Here is a 16,234-nt window from a genome sequence, read left to right on the forward strand (position 1 = left end):
TTTTCGCGAGCAAGCTCGCTCCTACAGGGTGTGCACACCTAGCCCCAACGCATCACACTCAACAGCCATACCAGGGAGAGCGCGGACGCCACCCAGATGCTCCAGTCGGTAACGCCGATGACCAGCAAATGCAGGTAGGCGCTGCCGAGAAGACCGATAAACAAGCGATCACCACGGGTGGTGCTGATCGGCAGAAAACCCCGCCGAGGGATACTCGGCGAGCGCAACTCCCAGGTGGTCATGCCCGCCAGGATCAGCGCGATGCCGCCAAAGAACAGGGCTGTGGGGGTGGTCCAGGCCATCCATTCCATCATTGATTCCTCTAGACCCGGCCCAGGGCAAAGCCCTTGGCCACGTGGTTACGAACAAACCAGATCACCAGCATGCCCGGCAGGATCGTCAACACCCCCGCCGCCGCCAGCACGCCCCAATCGATACCCGAGGCCGACACCGTGCGGGTCATCACCGCCGCGATGGGCTTGGCATTGACCGAGGTCAGCGTGCGCGCCAGCAACAGTTCAACCCAGGAAAACATGAAGCAGAAAAACGCCGTCACCCCGATGCCGGAGCCGATCAGCGGGATGAAAATCTTCACGAAGAACTTGGGAAACGAGTAGCCGTCGATGTAGGCGGTTTCGTCGATTTCCTTGGGCACGCCAGACATGAAACCCTCAAGAATCCACACCGCCAGCGGCACGTTGAACAGGCAGTGCGCCAGGGCCACCGCGATGTGCGTATCGAACAAGCCGATGGACGAATACAGTTGGAAAAACGGCAGCAGAAACACCGCCGGCGGCGCCATGCGATTGGTCAGCAACCAGAAGAACAGGTGCTTGTCGCCGAGGAAACGGTAGCGCGAAAAGGCGTAGGCCGCCGGCAAGGCCACGCTCAGGGAAATCACCGTGTTCAGGCTCACGTAGTACAACGAGTTGAGGTAGCCGGTGTACCAGCTGGGGTCGGTGAAGATCACCTTGTAGTTGGCCAGGGTGAAATCCTGCGGAAACAGGGTCAGCCCGCCGAGGATTTCGGTGTTGCTCTTGAAGGACATGTTCAGCAGCCAGTAGATCGGTACCAGCAGGAACAGGATGTAGATCAGCAGCGGAATAAGCTTGCGTTTGCTCATGTCGGCGGCCTCAGCGGTTGGCGTCGGAATGGGTCATGGCGGTGTAGAACAGCCAGGACACCAACAGGATGATCAGGAAATACACCAGGGAAAACGCCGCCGCCGGGCCCAGGTCGAATTGACCTATGGCCATCTGGGTCAAGGTCTGACTCAGGAACGTGGTGGCATTGCCCGGCCCGCCACCGGTGAGTACGAACGGCTCGGTGTAGATCATGAAACTGTCCATGAAGCGCAGCATCACCGCAATCAGCAGCACGCTTTTCATCTTCGGCAACTGGATATGTCGGAACACCGCCCAGGCCGAGGCGCGATCGATCCGCGCCGCCTGGTAGTACACATCCGGAATCGCGCGCAGCCCCGAATAGCACAACAGCGCCACCAGGGAGGTCCAGTGCCACACATCCATCACCAGCACGGTGACCCAGGCATCCGCCGTGTTCGCCGCGTAGTTGTAGCTGATGCCCAGGGCGTTGAGGCTGTAACCAAGCAGGCCGATATCGGCGCGCCCGAAGATCTGCCAGATGGTGCCGACCACGTTCCATGGAATCAGCAGAGGAATGGCGAGGATGATCAACACCAGTGACGACCAGCGACCCTTGGTGGGCATGGTCAGGGCGATGGCGATGCCCAGGGGGATTTCGATCAGCAGCACACAGGCCGAGTAGATGAACTGGCGCAGCAGCGAGTCGTGCAGGCGCGGGTCGAGCAGCACCTGTTTGTACCAGTCGGCGCCGACGAAGTAGCGGCTGGACTGGTCAAAAATATCCTGCACCGAGTAATTGACCACGGTCATCATCGGGATCACCGCACTGAACGCCACCAGCAGGAACACCGGCAGCACCAGCCACCAGGCCTTGTTGTTCTGCACCTTGTTCATGGCAGCACCTCCAGCAGGTAATCATCGGCGTAGAGCATCAGCCATTGCGCGGGGAAGCTGATGCAGGCGCGGCCTTCGGGCACTGGTTTGTCTTCGGCCAGGCGCACTTTGAGCGTGGCGCCGTCGAGGTTGAGGGTCATGATCTTGTAGGTGCCCAGGTCTTCCACGTGGATGACGTCGGCCTGCAGGGCGTCAGGGTTGGGCTCGTCCCACACGTGGATGAACTCCGGACGAATACCCACCTGAAGCTTTTTGTAATCGGTGGCATCAAGGCGTCGCTGCAATGCCTCGGACAATGGCAACAACGTGTTGGCAAACCGCACCCCGCCCGCCTCGGCCTGCACCTCGATCAGATTCATCCCGGGGCTGCCGATGAAATAACCGACAAAGGTGTGGCTCGGGCGCTCGAACAACTCGCGCGGCGTGCCGAACTGCACGATCTGCCCGCCGTACATCACCGCGATCTTGTCGGCGAAGGTGGAGGCTTCCAACTGGTCGTGGGTGACGTAGACCATGGTGATATTGAACTGCTCGTGAATCTGCTTGAGCTTGCGCCGCAGCTTCCATTTCAGGTGCGGGTCGATCACCGTCAGCGGTTCGTCGAAAAGGATCGCCGACACGTCATCGCGCACCAGGCCACGGCCCATGGAAACTTTCTGTTTTTCGTCAGCGGTCAGGTTGCGGGCTTTTTTGCTCAGCAGGTTCTGCAAGTCGAGGACTTCAGCGATTTCCTGCACCTTGCTGTGAATTTTCGCCTCGGCCATGCCCTGGTTGCGCAACGGAAACGCCAGGTTGTCGAACACCGTCATGGTGTCGTACACCACCGGGAACTGGAACACCTGGGCGATGTTGCGCTTCTCCGGGGTGAGGTCGTTGACCACCTGGGTGTCGAACAACACCTGGCCCTCGGACGGGCTGAGCAGGCCGGAGATGATGTTAAGCAAGGTCGACTTGCCGCAGCCCGACGGCCCGAGCAAGGCGTAGGCACCGCCCTGCTCCCACACGTGGTTCATTTCCCGAATGGCGTAGTCTTCCGGCCCATTCGGCGTCGGACTGTAGCTGTGCGCCAGGTTGCGCAAATGGATCTCGGCCATCAGGCAACCCTCGCAACACGGCGCCCGGGGGCCTGGACCAAACGTCCCTGGCCATCGAACACAAACAGTTTATGGGTGGGGATATACACGCGGATCGGCGCGTCGACGTCGTACTCATGCACCCCCGGCAAGTGCAGCACCAGCAGGAAATGCTCGCTGCGCACGTGCAGAAAGGTTTCCGAGCCACTGATTTCGGCCACCTCCACGGTCACCGCCAGCTCCAGGTCATCGTCGTTACTCGGTACCAGGCTGATATGGCTGGGGCGCACGCCAAAGCGGAATTCGCCTTCGCCGATGGGACGCAGGTCGACATTGAGCGGGAAATGCACGAAGTTGGCGAAGCTCACTTCATTACCACTGATGCGCCCCGGCATCAGGTTGATCGGCGGCTCGGAAAACAGCTCGGCCGCCAATACGCTCTGCGGCTGGTGATAAACCTCGGCGGCCTTGCCGCTCTGGATAACCCGGCCTTCGTGAAGGATGGTGGTAGTGCCGCCCAGCGCCAGGGCTTCGTTCGGTTCGGTGGTGGCGTAAATGGCGATGGTGTGCCGCGCCTTGAACAGTTCGCGCATTTCCTGGCGCAGTTCTTCGCGCAACTTATAGTCCAGGTTGACCAACGGCTCGTCGAACAGAATCAGCTCGGCGTCTTTGACCAACGCTCGGGCCATGGCCGTACGCTGCTGCTGGCCACCGGACAGTTCCAGCGGGTGGCGCTGCAGGAATTTCTCGATGCGCAGCATCCGCGCCGTTTCCAGCACTTTGCTCTGGATCAGCTCATTGGACACACCGGCCTGGCGCAAGGGCGAGGCGATGTTCTCGAACACGGTCATGGTCGGGTAGTTGATGAACTGCTGATACACCATCGACACGTTGCGCAGGCGTACCGGTTTGTTCGTGACATCCACGCCGTTCATCAGGACGCGGCCGCTGTCGGGCTTGTCCAGCCCGGCCATCAGGCGCATCAGGCTGGTCTTGCCGGACAGGGTGCGGCCGAGCAATACGTTGAAAGAGCCCGGCTCGAAACGCAGGGTGGCGTCGTCGATCCAGGTTTGACCTTCGACAACGCGGGAGACATGTTCCAGGGTCAATGACATGACACGACCTTTTTATTATTGGAATGAATCTGGCCGTTTGTCAGAGCGAGTTTCGTGCCAAGGATGGCAGGTGATTGATTCACAAGGGAATGGACTGAGAGGCGTGTTCAAGAGTGAATAAAATGAACAGTTCAGGCTGAACAATTGAACAGATTTGCAGTTGACAATGAACAGTTGTGAACAACACTTTATGGGCGATGAAGATTAAATGTGGGAGGGGGCTTGCCCCCGATGGCGGTACATCAGTAACAGCAATGCTGATTGACACACCGCTATCGGGGGCAAGCCCCCTCCCACACTTGAACCCATTCCAATAGTTTCAATTGTGCATGCCCTATAACAATAAAAATGAAGGTCACCCATGGCCGAACCACTGGCTCACGACACCATCATCCAGGACTCCTGGCGCCGTTGCCGCGCGTTCGGGCTGGATCACCAAAGCGTCCCCAGCTTCGATCAGTTGCCCGCCGAGGGCATTCGGCAGTTGCTGGAGAGCCAGCATTCACTGGTGCAGACCACCCATCAGGAAGTGCTGCCCTACTACGAAAACATCCTGAGCAATTCCAATTGCCTGATCATGCTGGCCGACAACCAGGGCCAGGTCCTGACGTCGTGGGGCACCCAGCGGTTTATCGAGCCCGGGCTGGCCCGTGGTTTCAGCGCAGGCGCCAGCTGGATGGAGCGCGCCAGCGGCACCAATGCCATCGGCACCGCCCTGGCCTGCGCCCAGGCGGTGCATATCGAACACGACGAACACTTCCTCAAGGCCAATCGCTTCATGACCGGTTCGGCGGCGCCGATTTTCGACGCCCAACGCGAGATCATTGCGGTACTGGATGTGTCCAGCGACAGCTACCTGCCGCCCTCCCACACCCTGGGCATGGTCAAGATGATGAGCCAGACCGTGGAAAATCGGCTGATCCTCAACCTGTTTCGCGGCGAGCACTTCCAACTGACCTTCAACACCGGCCTGAGCAACCTCGACAGCCAGTGGGCGGGCCTGCTGATCTTTGATGAAAGCGGCCAGGTGCTGTCGGCCAACCGCCGCGCAGACAACCTGCTCGGTATCAGCTTGTCGCGGGTGATGATCGACAGCCTGTTCAAGGTGTCGCTGCTGGAGTTGTTGAACCAGCCGGAGGGGCTGCCATTCTCCCTGCAAGCGGCGGGACGCAATCGCTTCCAGTGCCTGCTCAAGCGGCCCAGACAGATGCCGGTACAGGCACGGGTGTTCAATCAGCCTGCGCCGTCGAAGCCGACCGCGGTCAACCTCACCACCCTGCATTTTGGCGACGCGCGTGTGGAAAAAGCCGTGCGCCAGGCCGAGCGCCTGCTGGAAAAAGACATTCCGTTGTTGATCCACGGCGAAACCGGCGTGGGCAAGGAGGTGTTCGTCAAAGCCCTGCACCAGGCCAGCTCCCGCAGCCGACAGGCATTGATCGCCGTGAACTGTGCGGCGATTCCGGCCGAGCTGGTGGAATCGGAACTGTTTGGCTATGAAAAAGGCGCGTTCACCGGCGCCAATCAAAAAGGCAGCATCGGCCTGATCCGCAAGGCCGACAAGGGCACACTGTTTCTCGATGAAATCGGCGATATGCCGCTGCCGACCCAGGCCCGCCTGCTGCGGGTGCTGCAGGAGCGGTGCGTGCAACCGGTGGGCAGCAGTGAGGTGTTCCCGGTGGATTTGCGCATCATCTCGGCGACCAACCGAGCCCTGCGGGAGTTGGTACAGACCGGGCGTTTTCGTGAGGATTTGTATTACCGCATTGGCGGCCTGACCCTGGAACTGCCGCCGTTGCGCGAACGCAGCGACAAGCAGGCGTTGTTCCAGCAACTGTGGCAGCAGCACCGCGAGCCCACCCAGTGGGCCGGGCTGAGTACCGAGGTGCTCAAGCTGTTCGAACAGCACCCGTGGCCGGGCAATTTGCGTCAGGTGAGCAGTGTGTTGCAGGTGGCGTTGGCGATGGCCGAAGAACAGCCGATCCGCCCGGAGCACCTGCCCGATGATTTTTTTACCGACTTGAAGCAGACAGCGCCGCTGCCCCGCCACGAACGTCTGGATCACGACCTTGACCTCAACCGACGCCTGGAAGCCGTGGGCGGGAACATTTCCCACCTGGCGCGGGAGCTCGGGGTGAGCCGAAACACCCTGTACAAGCGCCTGCGCCAGCACGAAGGTTGATTTAACGCCAGCTCCACGACACGCCGGTGTAGACACCACGCCCGTCGGCGGGCGTGGAACGGGCTGCGTCCATGCCTTTGTCGTCATAACCCGGCGTAACGGTGTTGGCATAACGCCGATTGGTCAGGTTGCGCAGATCGACCCAGGCTTGCCAGTCCTGCCTGGGCGCGTCATAGCCGAACGTGGCGCCAAGGGTGGTGTAGGCCGCGGCGTAGTAGGAGTTGGCATAGTCCACCGCCACTCGCGAGGCGTGCTCGGTGTTGAGGCTGGTGTAGAAACCGCTCGGATGGCTGTAGCGCAGTTGCGCCTGGTAATAGTGCCTGGGGATGCCGGGCAAGGTGTTGTCGCCAAAACGGTCATCGTCGCGGTAGTGGAAGTCGCTGAAGGTATAGGCCTGGCGCAGCGCAAGGCGGCCGTTACGACCGCCGTCCCACAGCGGGCTGAGCAGGCTCAGTTCCACGCCTTGGTGCACGGTGGGGCTGGCATTGGCCTCGGCGACAATGGCATTGCCGGTAGCGGTCTGGGCCTGGGTTTCCACGGTCAACAGTTCGTGGCGCACTTCGGAGCGATAGAGCGCCAGGTCCCACTGGCCGAGCCAGGCGTCGCCACGTCCACCGATTTCCAGGGTGGTTGCGGTCTGATTGCGCAGCTTCACGCCTTCGCGCTGCAACCCGGTAGCCGCACCATTGCCGGCGGCGAAATATTTATTGGAACCCCAGATCATCGACCAGGCGTGCGGCGGCTCCACCGAGCGGCTGAGGTTGCCGTACACCTGCAATTGCGGGGTGAAGTCATAGCGCAGGCCGATACGTGGCGCGTAGTCCCAATCATGCTGACGGGTCGGTGCCTGGCCGTCCGGATAGGTGACCTGGGTTTCGCGGCGGGTGTAAATCGCGGCCAGGCCCGTGGTCAGCCACAGGTCGGGGACCAGCTCCAGCTCGTTGCCGATATTCAGCACGGTGTCGGAGCCCAGGTAGGTGTAGTCACGGGTCTTGGTGCCCGGGGCGAAGCCCGCCGTGTTGCCGGCCGGGACGCGCACGTACTCCGAGGCGCCATTGTTCGGCATCGCCTGGGTGGTGCGCAGGCCGAGCGTGGTGGTGCTGGCGTGGCCGAACAGGCTGTCCTGACGAATGTAATTGAGCGTGCCACTGATGTCGGTATAGGCGACTTTCAGGCGATTGGTGCCTTCGCGCAGGTCCATCGGGTAGTCGTGATAGGCCAGCCCGACCTCGACGCGCGAAGCGTCATCCAACTGCAAGGTGGTCTTGTTGGCAAGCCAGGTGGAACCCGGTTGCAAGCGTTTGGAATCGCGGGCGGCGTTGAGGCTATTGGCCGCACGCGGGTCATGACTGATCTGCTCGCGGGTGAGTTTGCCCGGTGTGTCATTGGTGGTTTCGCGATAGCGCAGGTAGAAGCGCGTTTCCAGGTTCGGGTTGAAGCGATAGCCGACGTTGGCCGCGATGCCCTTGCCCGTTCCGGCGCTTTGGTGCTGGTAACCGTCGGACTGCGAATCGGTGAGGCTGATGTAGTAATCGGCATCTCCCAGCACCTGGCCGGAACTGATTTCACGCTGGGCGTAACCCCGGCTGCCCGCCTCATAGCGCACTTGCAGTTTGGGCACGTCATAACCGGTGCGGGTGACGTAGTTGACGGCGCCGCCCAGGGCCAACGCGCCCCGGTCGAAACCGTTGGCGCCGCGCAGCACCTCCACCCGGCTCTGCCATAACGGGTCCTTGAGTTCATAGGGCGTGCCGCCGGGACCGGTCAGCGGCAGGCCGTCGAACATTTCGTACAGGCCGGAGGCATGGGAACCGGGGCCACGGTTCAAGCCCGAACCGCGAATGGATAGCTTGACCCCTTCATTATTCGCCGCCTTGGCGTACACCCCGGCCTGGTACTTGAAGACATCCTCGTTGGTGCTCACCCGCCCCTGCTGCACGCTGTCCATGTCGATGAAGTTGGTGCCGCCGGGCACGCTGTTGAGCTGTGCCTGGGCAATCTCGCCGACGCTGGCTTCGGACGTGGTGACTTCGACCGGCGCCAACTGCAGGTCTTCGGCCTGTACCAGCGAACTGAGGGTCAGGGCGGCGAACAGCAGCGGGGGTTGTCGCAACAGCATGGGCAGGTCCTTGAAATACGGGAGCATGCACGGCAATGCCGGCACGCGAGCAGTCATGGGAAGATTCCCACACCCGCCAAGTCACGCACTATTCAAGTCACGGCCCCTTCCCACAACCGTATCGGACCAGGCCTATTTGAATGAAAACTCAGTGATCATCGCTGCCCTGCTTGCCCGACCACTCCAGCGTCTGCATCAGATCGTCAGCATCGGAGCCGACGGGAAACCTGAAACCATACATCTCATCGGTGGCCAGGATGTCGGCCAGCGTGTCGCGTAGTTGTGCCTCCGTTGGCGAGTCGCGCAGCAGTTTGTGTGCGGGTAACAACATTTCCGAAGCGACCCCTTGGGCACTCGCGGCGTCAATGACGGCAAACAGGATAAATCGCAGGCGGATTTCGCGATCAGTAGGCCAAACCGTTTTTCGCTTACCCAAGGTAGGCACTCATGTTTAAGAAAAGTCCGAGGCTAGGGCTGACCGGGGGCGTGTTTCAAGCGGTCAAGGGCATCATAGGCAACTTCCTACAGAGGAAAGGGAAACACCGCACCGATTAGCCGTTCGCTGGAGCCAGCGTGTCACTGCACAGGCAAAAAATTCATCAGCAACAGGCTTTGCGCGTAGTTCAGGCCAATGCGTCGGTAGCGCTCATCGAGTATCTGGGTCAACAGGTCCAGGCGCGCGACAATCTTGCCGAACTCGACGGCGAAACTGAGGTTGCTGCCCTCCTCCGAGATCTCATTGGAAAACAGCAGCAACACCCCATTGGCGTCCTGGCGCTGGCCGAGCAGCCAGGTGGCTTTCTCGATATTACGGGCGGCATTGCTGACGAACTGCGGGTTGATCGAGTCGGTCACGTAAAACTGCGTGCGCCCACCGTGTGCGGTCACGAGCATGCTGCCGATCGCGTAGATGAACGCCCCCACCCGATCACCACGAAACTCCGGGCTCAAGGAATAACTCAAGGCCGCCAGGTCACGACGCTCCCCCAGCGCAGGCAATGGCTGACGGTTTTCGATCGCCTGACGAATGGTGCGCGCAGCGGTCACCGCGTCAGGGTAACCGGACTGGCGCCACTGGCTGGGATTGCGCAGGTACAGCTTGCTCATCAGCAGATAGAGGCTTTGCAGGTTGTCGCGCATGCCCAGGGTGGCCATGCGATCGACGCTGGTTTGAAAAAACTCATCAGGCTTGCCTTCGCTGAACTGCCTGGCGACGTCACGGCCCTGTTGCTGGCTGCAGCCATTGGTCGATAACGCGAACAGCGCAGCCAGCAACAGCGGCCAGCGGGAGATAAAAGCAATTGACGTTCGAACCATCGGCACCGGGTCTATGGCTGTTGGCCATCCGCAGGTTTCAGATGGCTGGGACAGAGGTAGATCAGGAGAATGGAAAAAAGTGCAGCCGTACGGGTTCAGATAAGCATTGGACTACAGGGCGTAGAGCTGACGGCTTCGGAACAGATCAATCGGCGCTGTAGAAAATTTGAATTAGCCGGTTGCCCGCTGGGTCAAGAATTATGAACGCAGTAAATCTGACGAGGTGACAGCAATGACTATCCAGGCAGAGACACTCGTACAACTGACCGAAGCACTGAAGGAGCGCGGCCTGAATCTGGTTTCAGACGTGCACTTCACCCGCGCACCCTATCGGCACAATCACCGCTGGATTTGCACTGTAGAGTGATGATCCATTCTGCTCACGGCCTGGCGCGACAGCCGGCCGTTGGCGCCTGCCAAAGGGCTCGGCCTGCGCGAGACCTTTTGGGACTGGCTCAGCTTCCGTGATTCAGAGTGCTGCATCGAACACGCTCAGTGGAACGCTTCGCAAGATATCGCAAGCAACTCGGCCGCAGAACCCCACCCTGCAATAGGGGTCTGCTCTTGTATCAAAATCTCTGGAATACAACGAATGTCCGCGCAACATAACCTGGTCATACTCGCTCGGGGAGGCTACGCCGCCCGGGGAATGCTCTATTTCATCATCGGCCTCTTCGCACTGCTCGCAGCACAAGATTCAACGAAACCGAAAGACAGCCACAAGAGCCTGGAAGCATTGCTAAGCCAACCCTTTGGCTATTTCTTAGTTGGGCTTGTGGTCGCGGGACTATTTGCATTCGCGGCCTGGCGCGTCCTGCAAGCTACGCGTGATGTCGACCATCACGGCAACACATTCAAAGGGTTGGTCATTCGCGGTGGTCTGTTGGCGGGTGGGTTAGTCAACGGCTCCCTAGCGTTTTTTGCGTCAGGTCTACTCATCAGCGGCATTAGAAGCTCGGGCAACTCCGAAGGTCAGACCAAAGACTGGCTTGCGCAGTTGTTATCCTGGGATCACTCGAACATGTTGGTGTACTTGATCGCCCTCGTGCCGCTTGGTGTAGGTATTGCGCACATCATCAAGGGATGGAAAGCGTCATTCGAGAAATATTTCGAGGCCGATGAAGACATCATGCGTTATGTCCGCCCGGTATCTCGATTTGGTCTGGTAGCCCGTGGTGTCGTTTTTATAGAAATTGCGTTGCTGCTGGCAATCAGCGGTTCCAATTATCAAGCCATGGACCCACCTGGTATGAAGGAAGCCCTGGACGCGCTTCAGGGCCTGACCGGCGGATGGTTGATTTTGCTGGTTATGTCATTAGGGCTGATCGCCTTCTCGGCTTACAGTTTCTCTGAAGCCTTCTGGCGCAAGATCAATATGGATGTGCCGGGAGTACCGAGGCCACAGGGTTGAGCAAGCAGCGGCTCTTTATTCAAGAAGAAGTTCAGCGAACCAGCTGAGCGTACTTTTCCAAACCGGTACAGGACACATCTGTAATGTATGAGCGAATGAAATGGCCACTGACGCTTTATTTTGACGGTGAATGCCCACTCTGCGCTCGAGAGATTAAAATCCTGCGTGCGCGTGCATCACCAGATCGCCTTCACTTTGTTGACATCAGTCATCCAGCCTTTGATGCCGAATCTGTCGATTTCACTATCGCCCAAATGGAGTCATCGCTACACGCCAGGTTCGACGATGGAACGTGGGTCACAGGGTTGGACGCGACCCTCTGGAGCTGGCGAGCAGCTGGGCTCGGCATCTGGGCTGCTCCTTTGTCATGGCGGCTGACCAGGCCGCTGTTTAACCTTGGCTACCGCCTTTTTTGCCGCTGGCGTCCGCACTTGGCATGGTTACCGCACCCTGATGGCAGCTCTCGCTGTCGGACCGGAAATTGTAAAATTCCAGAGGTCGACCGGCCTGCACGCGACCGGCCACTACCTGAAAAAGAGTTAACCATCCGCAAGTAAATATTCAACTTGGCGTCGTGCATCGTATTACTCTCGACGACCAAAGTAGCATTGAACTGCCGCTGGCGGTGCAGGCCATCGCGCATTCATAGCCGGGGAAGGATGCCTCACGCCCTCGGCAGCGCCGAAGGCAATTGGCTTTACGGATACTTAACCGCTCGAGGCGAGTATTTCACCCGATATGAAAGTCTTTTCAGAACTCCCTCACCTGGCGAAAAACGCGCCCTGAAGTGGAGTTATTATTTCGCTTGGCGAAGCACAAGCTCCGACAGACGGGTCTTCACTCGGAAGCAGAACTCGCGAATTTGAAACTGATAGGCAGGCATAACCATGTAGTTCAAATCGGCACCTAATGAGTCTTTAATTTCCATGTATTTGGCGGTCTTGCTGGCAATGGCCTGGTATTCCACCTCGTACTTATCGTAAGACGCTTTGTTGTAAACCTTGAGAACGTCCAGCTCTTTACGGCATTGCTCGGCGCGGTTCTGATTCAAGTTTGTCTCTGATTCTGGTTCTGCAGCCGGCGGCGAGTAAGGAATTGCGGAGTCAGCACTGGCGCTCGCAGACGCAGCCTCATACCGCGCAGGCGATTGTGCGGGTGCAGGAGGTGCGGCTTCAGGCGCTTCTTGCTGGACGACGGCAGGAGGTGGTGTCACTTCAGGGTTTTCTGGAGTTTTCGTAGCGCATCCCGAGAGGGCAATCCCTAGCACTGCAACGATGCCACACATTTTATTCATCGGTTTCCACCAAACAGGTCATTACGGTTAGCTGAGTCGTTAGGTTCTGGGTAAAAGTCATGACTCATTCAAGATCGAGTATGAATTTCTACCAGACTCAAGGCGCTCAGCCGCTCTTCCTTGAGTACGCAGATTAACGATGGTAGTAAAAAAACCGTGAGGTGACGAGGAAAAGCTCGTCAGAAAGAACACGGATTTAATGAGGCAATTGCGCGGACAGTCCTGACACGGCGGAATCGCGGGCAAAAAAAATCCCGCTGAGCGTTTGCTCGCGGGATTTCTCTTTGATGTTTGGCGGGAAACCAGGGATTCGAACCCTGGGAACGCTATTAACGTTCGCCGGTTTTCAAGACCGGTGCATTCAACCACTCTGCCAATTTCCCTTGTGCATCACAGGATTATAGTCGCTCATCCCGTCTCAGCGGGCGCCATAATACCCGAATGAAACACACTGTCAAACTCTCTGCATAGCTTGTTACAGAGCGTCTGTTATGATCTTTGCGACTGAACGTTTCAAAACTGAAGGAGTGTCGCCATGCGCGAACAGAATTACGCAGTGAATGGCAACACGCAGGCTGAGCAGCTTGAAGTCAGCCGCGTGTTGCGCAATACGTACGGCCTGCTCGCCCTTACCCTCGCATTCAGCGGCGTGATGGCTTACGTGGCCCAGCAGATGCGCGTCGGTTATCCGAATATCTTTGTCGTGTTGATCGGCTTCTATGGTCTGTTCTTTCTGACCAACAAGCTGCGCGACTCGGCCTGGGGCTTGGTCTCGGCCTTTGCCTTGACCGGTTTCATGGGCTTTATCCTTGGCCCGATCCTTAACCGTTACCTCGGCATGGCCGGCGGTGCGGAAGTGGTCAGTTCGGCATTTGCCATGACTGCCCTGGTGTTTGGTGGCCTGTCGGCGTACGTGCTGATCAGCCGCAAGGACATGAGCTTCCTGGGTGGCTTCATCACCGCCGGTTTCTTCGTGTTGCTGGCGGCGGTGGTAGCCGGCATGTTCTTCCAGATCAGCGGGTTGCAGCTGGCGATCAGCGCAGGTTTCGTGCTTTTCTCCTCGGTGTGCATCCTGTTCCAGACCAGCGCCATCATCCATGGTGGTGAGCGTAACTACATCATGGCGACCATCAGCCTGTATGTGTCGATCTACAACCTGTTTATCAGCCTGTTGCAGATCTTCGGCATCATGAGCCGTGACGACTGATTGTCAGCGCTATAAAAAAATGCCCCGTATCGCGAGATACGGGGCATTTTCTTTTCCGGGGAAATAATGGGTCAGTACTGGTTAGGTTCCATCTCCAGCTCCACCCCGAAGCGCTCGGCAATGTCCTGCTGGATACGCAGCGCCAGGTTGGCAATATCCCGCCCGGTGGCTGAACCATAGTTCACCAGCACCAGTGCTTGCATTTTATGCACGCCGGCATCGCCGTCACGAAAGCCCTTCCAACCCGCCTTGTCGATCAGCCAGCCAGCGGCGAGCTTCGCTTGCCCGTCTGCCTGGGGATAGGCCACCAGGTCCGGATACCGGCTTTTCAGCTCGGCAGCCAAAGCCTGGGGCACCAGCGGGTTTTTGAAAAAGCTGCCGGCATTGCCCAGCTCTGCCGGGTCCGGCAATTTTTCGCGGCGAATACTGCAGATCGCCTGGCTCACATCCTTCGGTGTGGCCTCGGTGATGCCCTGCGCGGCCAGGCGCTGTTGCACCGGGCCGTAGCCGAGTTTCAGGTGACTGGCGCGGCTCAGGGCGAAGCGTACCCGCAGGATCAACCAACGCCCGACTTGATGCTTGAACAGGCTGTCGCGGTAAGCAAACTTGCATTCGTCCAGGCTGAAATCCCGCAGCTCGCCCGTCTGGCGATCCAGCGCCGTGAGGCCGGCAAACACGTCCTTGATCTCGACACCGTAGGCGCCGATGTTTTGCATCGGCGCGGCGCCGACCGTGCCGGGGATCAAGCTGAGGTTTTCCAGGCCGCAAAAACCCTGTTCCAGGGTCCACGACACAAAGGGGTGCCAGGCTTCGCCCGCCTCCGCTTCAACCACCACGTGCTCGCCATCATCGTGCAGCACGCGAATGCCCTGGGTCGCCATGCGCAACACCAGCGCGGGCACGTCCCGGGTCAGCAGCAGGTTGCTGCCGCCGCCGATCACCAGCAGCGGCACACTGTGTGACTCGGCGTAGGCCAGGGCGTCATGCACATCGACATCACTGCGGGCCTCGGCAAACAGCTGGGCACGCACATCGATGCCAAAGCTGTTGAATGGCTTGAGCGATACCTGCGTACTTACGTGCAAGGTCATAGTCGCCCCTTCAATTCGATTACCAATGAATCACAGGCAAGCTCGATCAAGTCCAGTACCCGGTCAAAACCCTGTTCGCCTTCATAATAAGGGTCTGGCACTTCGTCCACCTCGCCGTCGAAGCGGCGCAGGAACAAATCCAGCTGCGCCTTGCCCTGCGCAGGCTGCATGGCTTTGAGGTTGCGCAGGTTGCTGTGGTCCATGGCCAGGATCAGGTCGTAGCGCGCAAAATCAGCGCGGCAGACCTGTTGGGCACGCTGGGCTGACAAGTCATAGCCCCGCGCCAGCGCCGCACGTTGGCTGCGCTGGTCCGGTGGGTTGCCGATATGCCATTCCCCCGTCCCCGCCGACGCCACCTCAACCTGGCCGGCCAAGCCTGCTTCGCGCAACTTATGGCGCAAGACGCCTTCTGCGGTGGGCGAACGGCAGATATTGCCCAGGCAGACAAACAGGACTTCCATCAAGCCCCCAGCAGGCGGCGGACGCGCTCGAGGTCTTCCTGGGTATCGACGCCTGCAGGAGGCGCCTCCAGCGCATCGCCCACGTGGATACGCACGCCGTGCCACAAGGCCCGCAGTTGCTCCAGGGATTCGGTGTTTTCCAACCAGCAGGGGCCCCAGTTGACGAAGTCATGCAGGAAACCGGCACGATAGGCATAGATGCCGATATGGCGGCGGTACGGCACGCCTGGCGGCAGGACGCCGGGGTTGCTGGCGAAGGCATCGCGCGCCCAGGGCAGGGTCGAACGGCTGAACGTCAGGGCCAGGCCGTTGATATCGCTGACCACCTTCACCACGTTCGGGTTGAACAAGGTTTCGCTGTCTTCGATCGGTTCGGCCAGGGTCGCCATGCGCGCTTCGCCATGGGCCGCCAGATTGGCGGCGACCTGGTCGATGACGCTCGGCGGGATCAACGGCTCGTCACCTTGCACGTTTACCACGATGGCATCGGGCGCCAAGCCCAGTTGCATCGCCACTTCTGCCAGGCGATCGGTACCGGAATTATGGTCTTCGCGGGTCAGCACCGCCTCGGCGCCGAAACCTTTGCAGGCTTCAATGATGCGCGGATCATCGGTCGCCACCACCACACGTTCGGCGCTGCTTTTGCAGGCCTGTTCCCATACCAGCTGGATCATCGGCTTGGCGCCGATCATTTGCAGCGGCTTGCCCGGCAGACGGGTCGACGCATAGCGCGAGGGAATCACCACGGTAAAAGCGGTAGTCATTTATCCAGGCGCTCATCGGTCGTCAGGGTGCGGGCTTCGCTTTCGAGCATCACCGGAATGCCGTCACGGATCGGGTAAGCCAGGCCGGCACCTTTGCTGATCAGCTCGGTTTTGTCGGCGCTGAGCTTGAGCGGGCCTTTGCAGATCGGGCAAGCAAGGATGTCGAGCAATTTGGTGTCCATGAGTATGTCCTGGAAATAAAC

General features: G+C 59.3%; 18 protein-coding genes and 1 tRNA gene. 5 read left to right on the top strand and 14 right to left on the bottom strand.

What is annotated here, in order from left to right:
* Nucleotides 1-38: 38 nt before the first annotated feature.
* The 5 genes from MRY17_RS14995 to MRY17_RS15015 are packed head-to-tail and all read right to left on the bottom strand — an operon-like array spanning nucleotide 39 to nucleotide 4,188.
* Complete coding sequence (locus MRY17_RS14995) at nucleotides 39-311, bottom strand: DUF2160 domain-containing protein (RefSeq protein ID WP_003232363.1); 273 nt, start codon at nucleotides 309-311, stop codon at nucleotides 39-41.
* 11 nt (nucleotides 312-322) lie between these two features.
* Nucleotides 323-1,123 (bottom strand): carbohydrate ABC transporter permease, encoded by an 801-nt coding sequence (locus MRY17_RS15000; RefSeq protein ID WP_003232361.1) that lies wholly within the window; start codon nucleotides 1,121-1,123, stop codon nucleotides 323-325.
* A 10-nt stretch (nucleotides 1,124-1,133) separates the two neighbouring features.
* Nucleotides 1,134-2,000, bottom strand: a complete 867-nt coding sequence (locus MRY17_RS15005; RefSeq protein WP_057721838.1) for a carbohydrate ABC transporter permease — start codon at nucleotides 1,998-2,000, stop codon at nucleotides 1,134-1,136.
* Nucleotides 1,997-3,094, bottom strand: a complete 1,098-nt coding sequence (locus MRY17_RS15010; RefSeq protein ID WP_243352395.1) for an ABC transporter ATP-binding protein — start codon at nucleotides 3,092-3,094, stop codon at nucleotides 1,997-1,999. Before MRY17_RS15010 ends, MRY17_RS15005 begins: the two co-directional genes overlap by 4 nt.
* Complete coding sequence (locus tag MRY17_RS15015; protein ID WP_181283813.1) at nucleotides 3,094-4,188, bottom strand: ABC transporter ATP-binding protein; 1,095 nt, start codon at nucleotides 4,186-4,188, stop codon at nucleotides 3,094-3,096. Before MRY17_RS15015 ends, MRY17_RS15010 begins: the two co-directional genes overlap by 1 nt.
* Nucleotides 4,189-4,549: 361 nt before the next feature.
* Here MRY17_RS15015 and MRY17_RS15020 point away from each other — a divergent pair, with 361 nt between their 5' ends.
* Complete coding sequence (locus MRY17_RS15020; protein WP_243352396.1) at nucleotides 4,550-6,367, top strand: sigma-54-dependent Fis family transcriptional regulator; 1,818 nt, start codon at nucleotides 4,550-4,552, stop codon at nucleotides 6,365-6,367.
* Between the two features lies 1 nt (nucleotide 6,368).
* On the opposite strand, the gene MRY17_RS15025 is transcribed toward MRY17_RS15020, so the two are convergent.
* The 3 genes from MRY17_RS15025 to MRY17_RS15035 all read right to left on the bottom strand — a co-directional run bounded on the left by MRY17_RS15025 (nucleotide 6,369) and on the right by MRY17_RS15035 (nucleotide 9,803).
* Entirely contained in the window at nucleotides 6,369-8,486 is a 2,118-nt protein-coding gene (locus tag MRY17_RS15025; RefSeq protein ID WP_243353947.1) for a TonB-dependent receptor family protein, read from the bottom strand.
* A gap of 148 nt (nucleotides 8,487-8,634) precedes the next feature.
* The gene (locus tag MRY17_RS15030; protein ID WP_181283811.1) at nucleotides 8,635-8,922 is read right to left on the bottom strand and encodes a hypothetical protein; all 288 of its coding nucleotides are present in this window, start codon (nucleotides 8,920-8,922) and stop codon (nucleotides 8,635-8,637) included.
* Nucleotides 8,923-9,062: 140 nt separating this feature from the next.
* Entirely contained in the window at nucleotides 9,063-9,803 is a 741-nt protein-coding gene (locus tag MRY17_RS15035; RefSeq protein WP_057721832.1) for a hypothetical protein, read from the bottom strand.
* A 232-nt stretch (nucleotides 9,804-10,035) separates the two neighbouring features.
* Between MRY17_RS15035 and MRY17_RS26435 the strand changes: the two genes are divergently transcribed.
* The 3 genes from MRY17_RS26435 to MRY17_RS15045 all read left to right on the top strand — a co-directional run bounded on the left by MRY17_RS26435 (nucleotide 10,036) and on the right by MRY17_RS15045 (nucleotide 11,771).
* Nucleotides 10,036-10,170: a hypothetical protein gene (locus tag MRY17_RS26435; RefSeq protein WP_256657537.1), complete on the top strand. Its 135-nt coding sequence runs from the start codon at nucleotides 10,036-10,038 to the stop codon at nucleotides 10,168-10,170.
* Nucleotides 10,171-10,395: 225 nt separating this feature from the next.
* Nucleotides 10,396-11,214 carry a DUF1206 domain-containing protein gene (locus MRY17_RS15040; RefSeq protein ID WP_191951870.1) on the top strand — a complete coding sequence of 273 codons (819 nt, stop codon included), beginning with the start codon at nucleotides 10,396-10,398 and terminating at the stop codon, nucleotides 11,212-11,214.
* 83 nt (nucleotides 11,215-11,297) lie between these two features.
* Entirely contained in the window at nucleotides 11,298-11,771 is a 474-nt protein-coding gene (locus MRY17_RS15045) for a thiol-disulfide oxidoreductase DCC family protein (RefSeq protein ID WP_191951871.1), read from the top strand.
* Nucleotides 11,772-12,010: 239 nt separating this feature from the next.
* Here MRY17_RS15045 and MRY17_RS15050 read toward each other — a convergent pair whose 3' ends face one another.
* Together MRY17_RS15050 and MRY17_RS15055 are read right to left on the bottom strand one after the other, a co-directional pair.
* Entirely contained in the window at nucleotides 12,011-12,508 is a 498-nt protein-coding gene (locus tag MRY17_RS15050; protein WP_243352397.1) for a hypothetical protein, read from the bottom strand.
* A gap of 292 nt (nucleotides 12,509-12,800) precedes the next feature.
* Nucleotides 12,801-12,891: transfer RNA gene (locus tag MRY17_RS15055), tRNA-Ser, on the bottom strand.
* A 152-nt stretch (nucleotides 12,892-13,043) separates the two neighbouring features.
* On the opposite strand from MRY17_RS15055, the gene MRY17_RS15060 reads away from it, so the two are divergent.
* Nucleotides 13,044-13,715 (top strand): Bax inhibitor-1/YccA family protein, encoded by a 672-nt coding sequence (locus MRY17_RS15060; protein WP_124358863.1) that lies wholly within the window; start codon nucleotides 13,044-13,046, stop codon nucleotides 13,713-13,715.
* A 71-nt stretch (nucleotides 13,716-13,786) separates the two neighbouring features.
* Here MRY17_RS15060 and murB read toward each other — a convergent pair whose 3' ends face one another.
* The 4 genes from murB to MRY17_RS15080 are packed head-to-tail and all read right to left on the bottom strand — an operon-like array spanning nucleotide 13,787 to nucleotide 16,213.
* On the bottom strand, nucleotides 13,787-14,806 hold the full coding sequence (gene murB, locus MRY17_RS15065; protein WP_191951872.1) for a UDP-N-acetylmuramate dehydrogenase: 1,020 nt from the start codon (nucleotides 14,804-14,806) through the stop codon (nucleotides 13,787-13,789).
* The gene (locus MRY17_RS15070; RefSeq protein ID WP_191951873.1) at nucleotides 14,803-15,267 is read right to left on the bottom strand and encodes a low molecular weight protein-tyrosine-phosphatase; all 465 of its coding nucleotides are present in this window, start codon (nucleotides 15,265-15,267) and stop codon (nucleotides 14,803-14,805) included. The genes murB and MRY17_RS15070 overlap by 4 nt, the downstream gene beginning before the upstream one ends.
* Complete coding sequence (gene kdsB, locus MRY17_RS15075) at nucleotides 15,267-16,031, bottom strand: 3-deoxy-manno-octulosonate cytidylyltransferase (protein WP_191951874.1); 765 nt, start codon at nucleotides 16,029-16,031, stop codon at nucleotides 15,267-15,269. Before kdsB ends, MRY17_RS15070 begins: the two co-directional genes overlap by 1 nt.
* Nucleotides 16,028-16,213 carry a Trm112 family protein gene (locus tag MRY17_RS15080; protein ID WP_003174668.1) on the bottom strand — a complete coding sequence of 62 codons (186 nt, stop codon included), beginning with the start codon at nucleotides 16,211-16,213 and terminating at the stop codon, nucleotides 16,028-16,030. The genes kdsB and MRY17_RS15080 overlap by 4 nt, the downstream gene beginning before the upstream one ends.
* Nucleotides 16,214-16,234: the final 21 nt, after the last annotated feature.

Source organism: Pseudomonas orientalis, assembly GCF_022807995.1.
In the GTDB taxonomy this organism is placed as follows: domain Bacteria; phylum Pseudomonadota; class Gammaproteobacteria; order Pseudomonadales; family Pseudomonadaceae; genus Aquipseudomonas; species Aquipseudomonas orientalis_B.

Coding starts and splice junctions, on each gene's coding strand:
- MRY17_RS15035 (WP_057721832.1), bottom strand. CDS start 9,803: ATGGTTCGAACGTCAATTGCTTTTATCTCCCGCTGGCCGCTGTTGCTG.
- murB (WP_191951872.1), bottom strand. CDS start 14,806: ATGACCTTGCACGTAAGTACGCAGGTATCGCTCAAGCCATTCAACAGC.
- MRY17_RS15000 (WP_003232361.1), bottom strand. CDS start 1,123: ATGAGCAAACGCAAGCTTATTCCGCTGCTGATCTACATCCTGTTCCTG.
- MRY17_RS15020 (WP_243352396.1), top strand. CDS start 4,550: ATGGCCGAACCACTGGCTCACGACACCATCATCCAGGACTCCTGGCGC.
- MRY17_RS14995 (WP_003232363.1), bottom strand. CDS start 311: ATGGAATGGATGGCCTGGACCACCCCCACAGCCCTGTTCTTTGGCGGC.
- MRY17_RS15025 (WP_243353947.1), bottom strand. CDS start 8,486: ATGCTGTTGCGACAACCCCCGCTGCTGTTCGCCGCCCTGACCCTCAGT.
- MRY17_RS15060 (WP_124358863.1), top strand. CDS start 13,044: ATGCGCGAACAGAATTACGCAGTGAATGGCAACACGCAGGCTGAGCAG.
- MRY17_RS15050 (WP_243352397.1), bottom strand. CDS start 12,508: ATGAATAAAATGTGTGGCATCGTTGCAGTGCTAGGGATTGCCCTCTCG.
- MRY17_RS15005 (WP_057721838.1), bottom strand. CDS start 2,000: ATGAACAAGGTGCAGAACAACAAGGCCTGGTGGCTGGTGCTGCCGGTG.
- MRY17_RS15080 (WP_003174668.1), bottom strand. CDS start 16,213: ATGGACACCAAATTGCTCGACATCCTTGCTTGCCCGATCTGCAAAGGC.
- MRY17_RS15045 (WP_191951871.1), top strand. CDS start 11,298: ATGTATGAGCGAATGAAATGGCCACTGACGCTTTATTTTGACGGTGAA.
- MRY17_RS15070 (WP_191951873.1), bottom strand. CDS start 15,267: ATGGAAGTCCTGTTTGTCTGCCTGGGCAATATCTGCCGTTCGCCCACC.
- kdsB (WP_191951874.1), bottom strand. CDS start 16,031: ATGACTACCGCTTTTACCGTGGTGATTCCCTCGCGCTATGCGTCGACC.
- MRY17_RS15040 (WP_191951870.1), top strand. CDS start 10,396: ATGTCCGCGCAACATAACCTGGTCATACTCGCTCGGGGAGGCTACGCC.
- MRY17_RS26435 (WP_256657537.1), top strand. CDS start 10,036: ATGACTATCCAGGCAGAGACACTCGTACAACTGACCGAAGCACTGAAG.
- MRY17_RS15010 (WP_243352395.1), bottom strand. CDS start 3,094: ATGGCCGAGATCCATTTGCGCAACCTGGCGCACAGCTACAGTCCGACG.
- MRY17_RS15015 (WP_181283813.1), bottom strand. CDS start 4,188: ATGTCATTGACCCTGGAACATGTCTCCCGCGTTGTCGAAGGTCAAACC.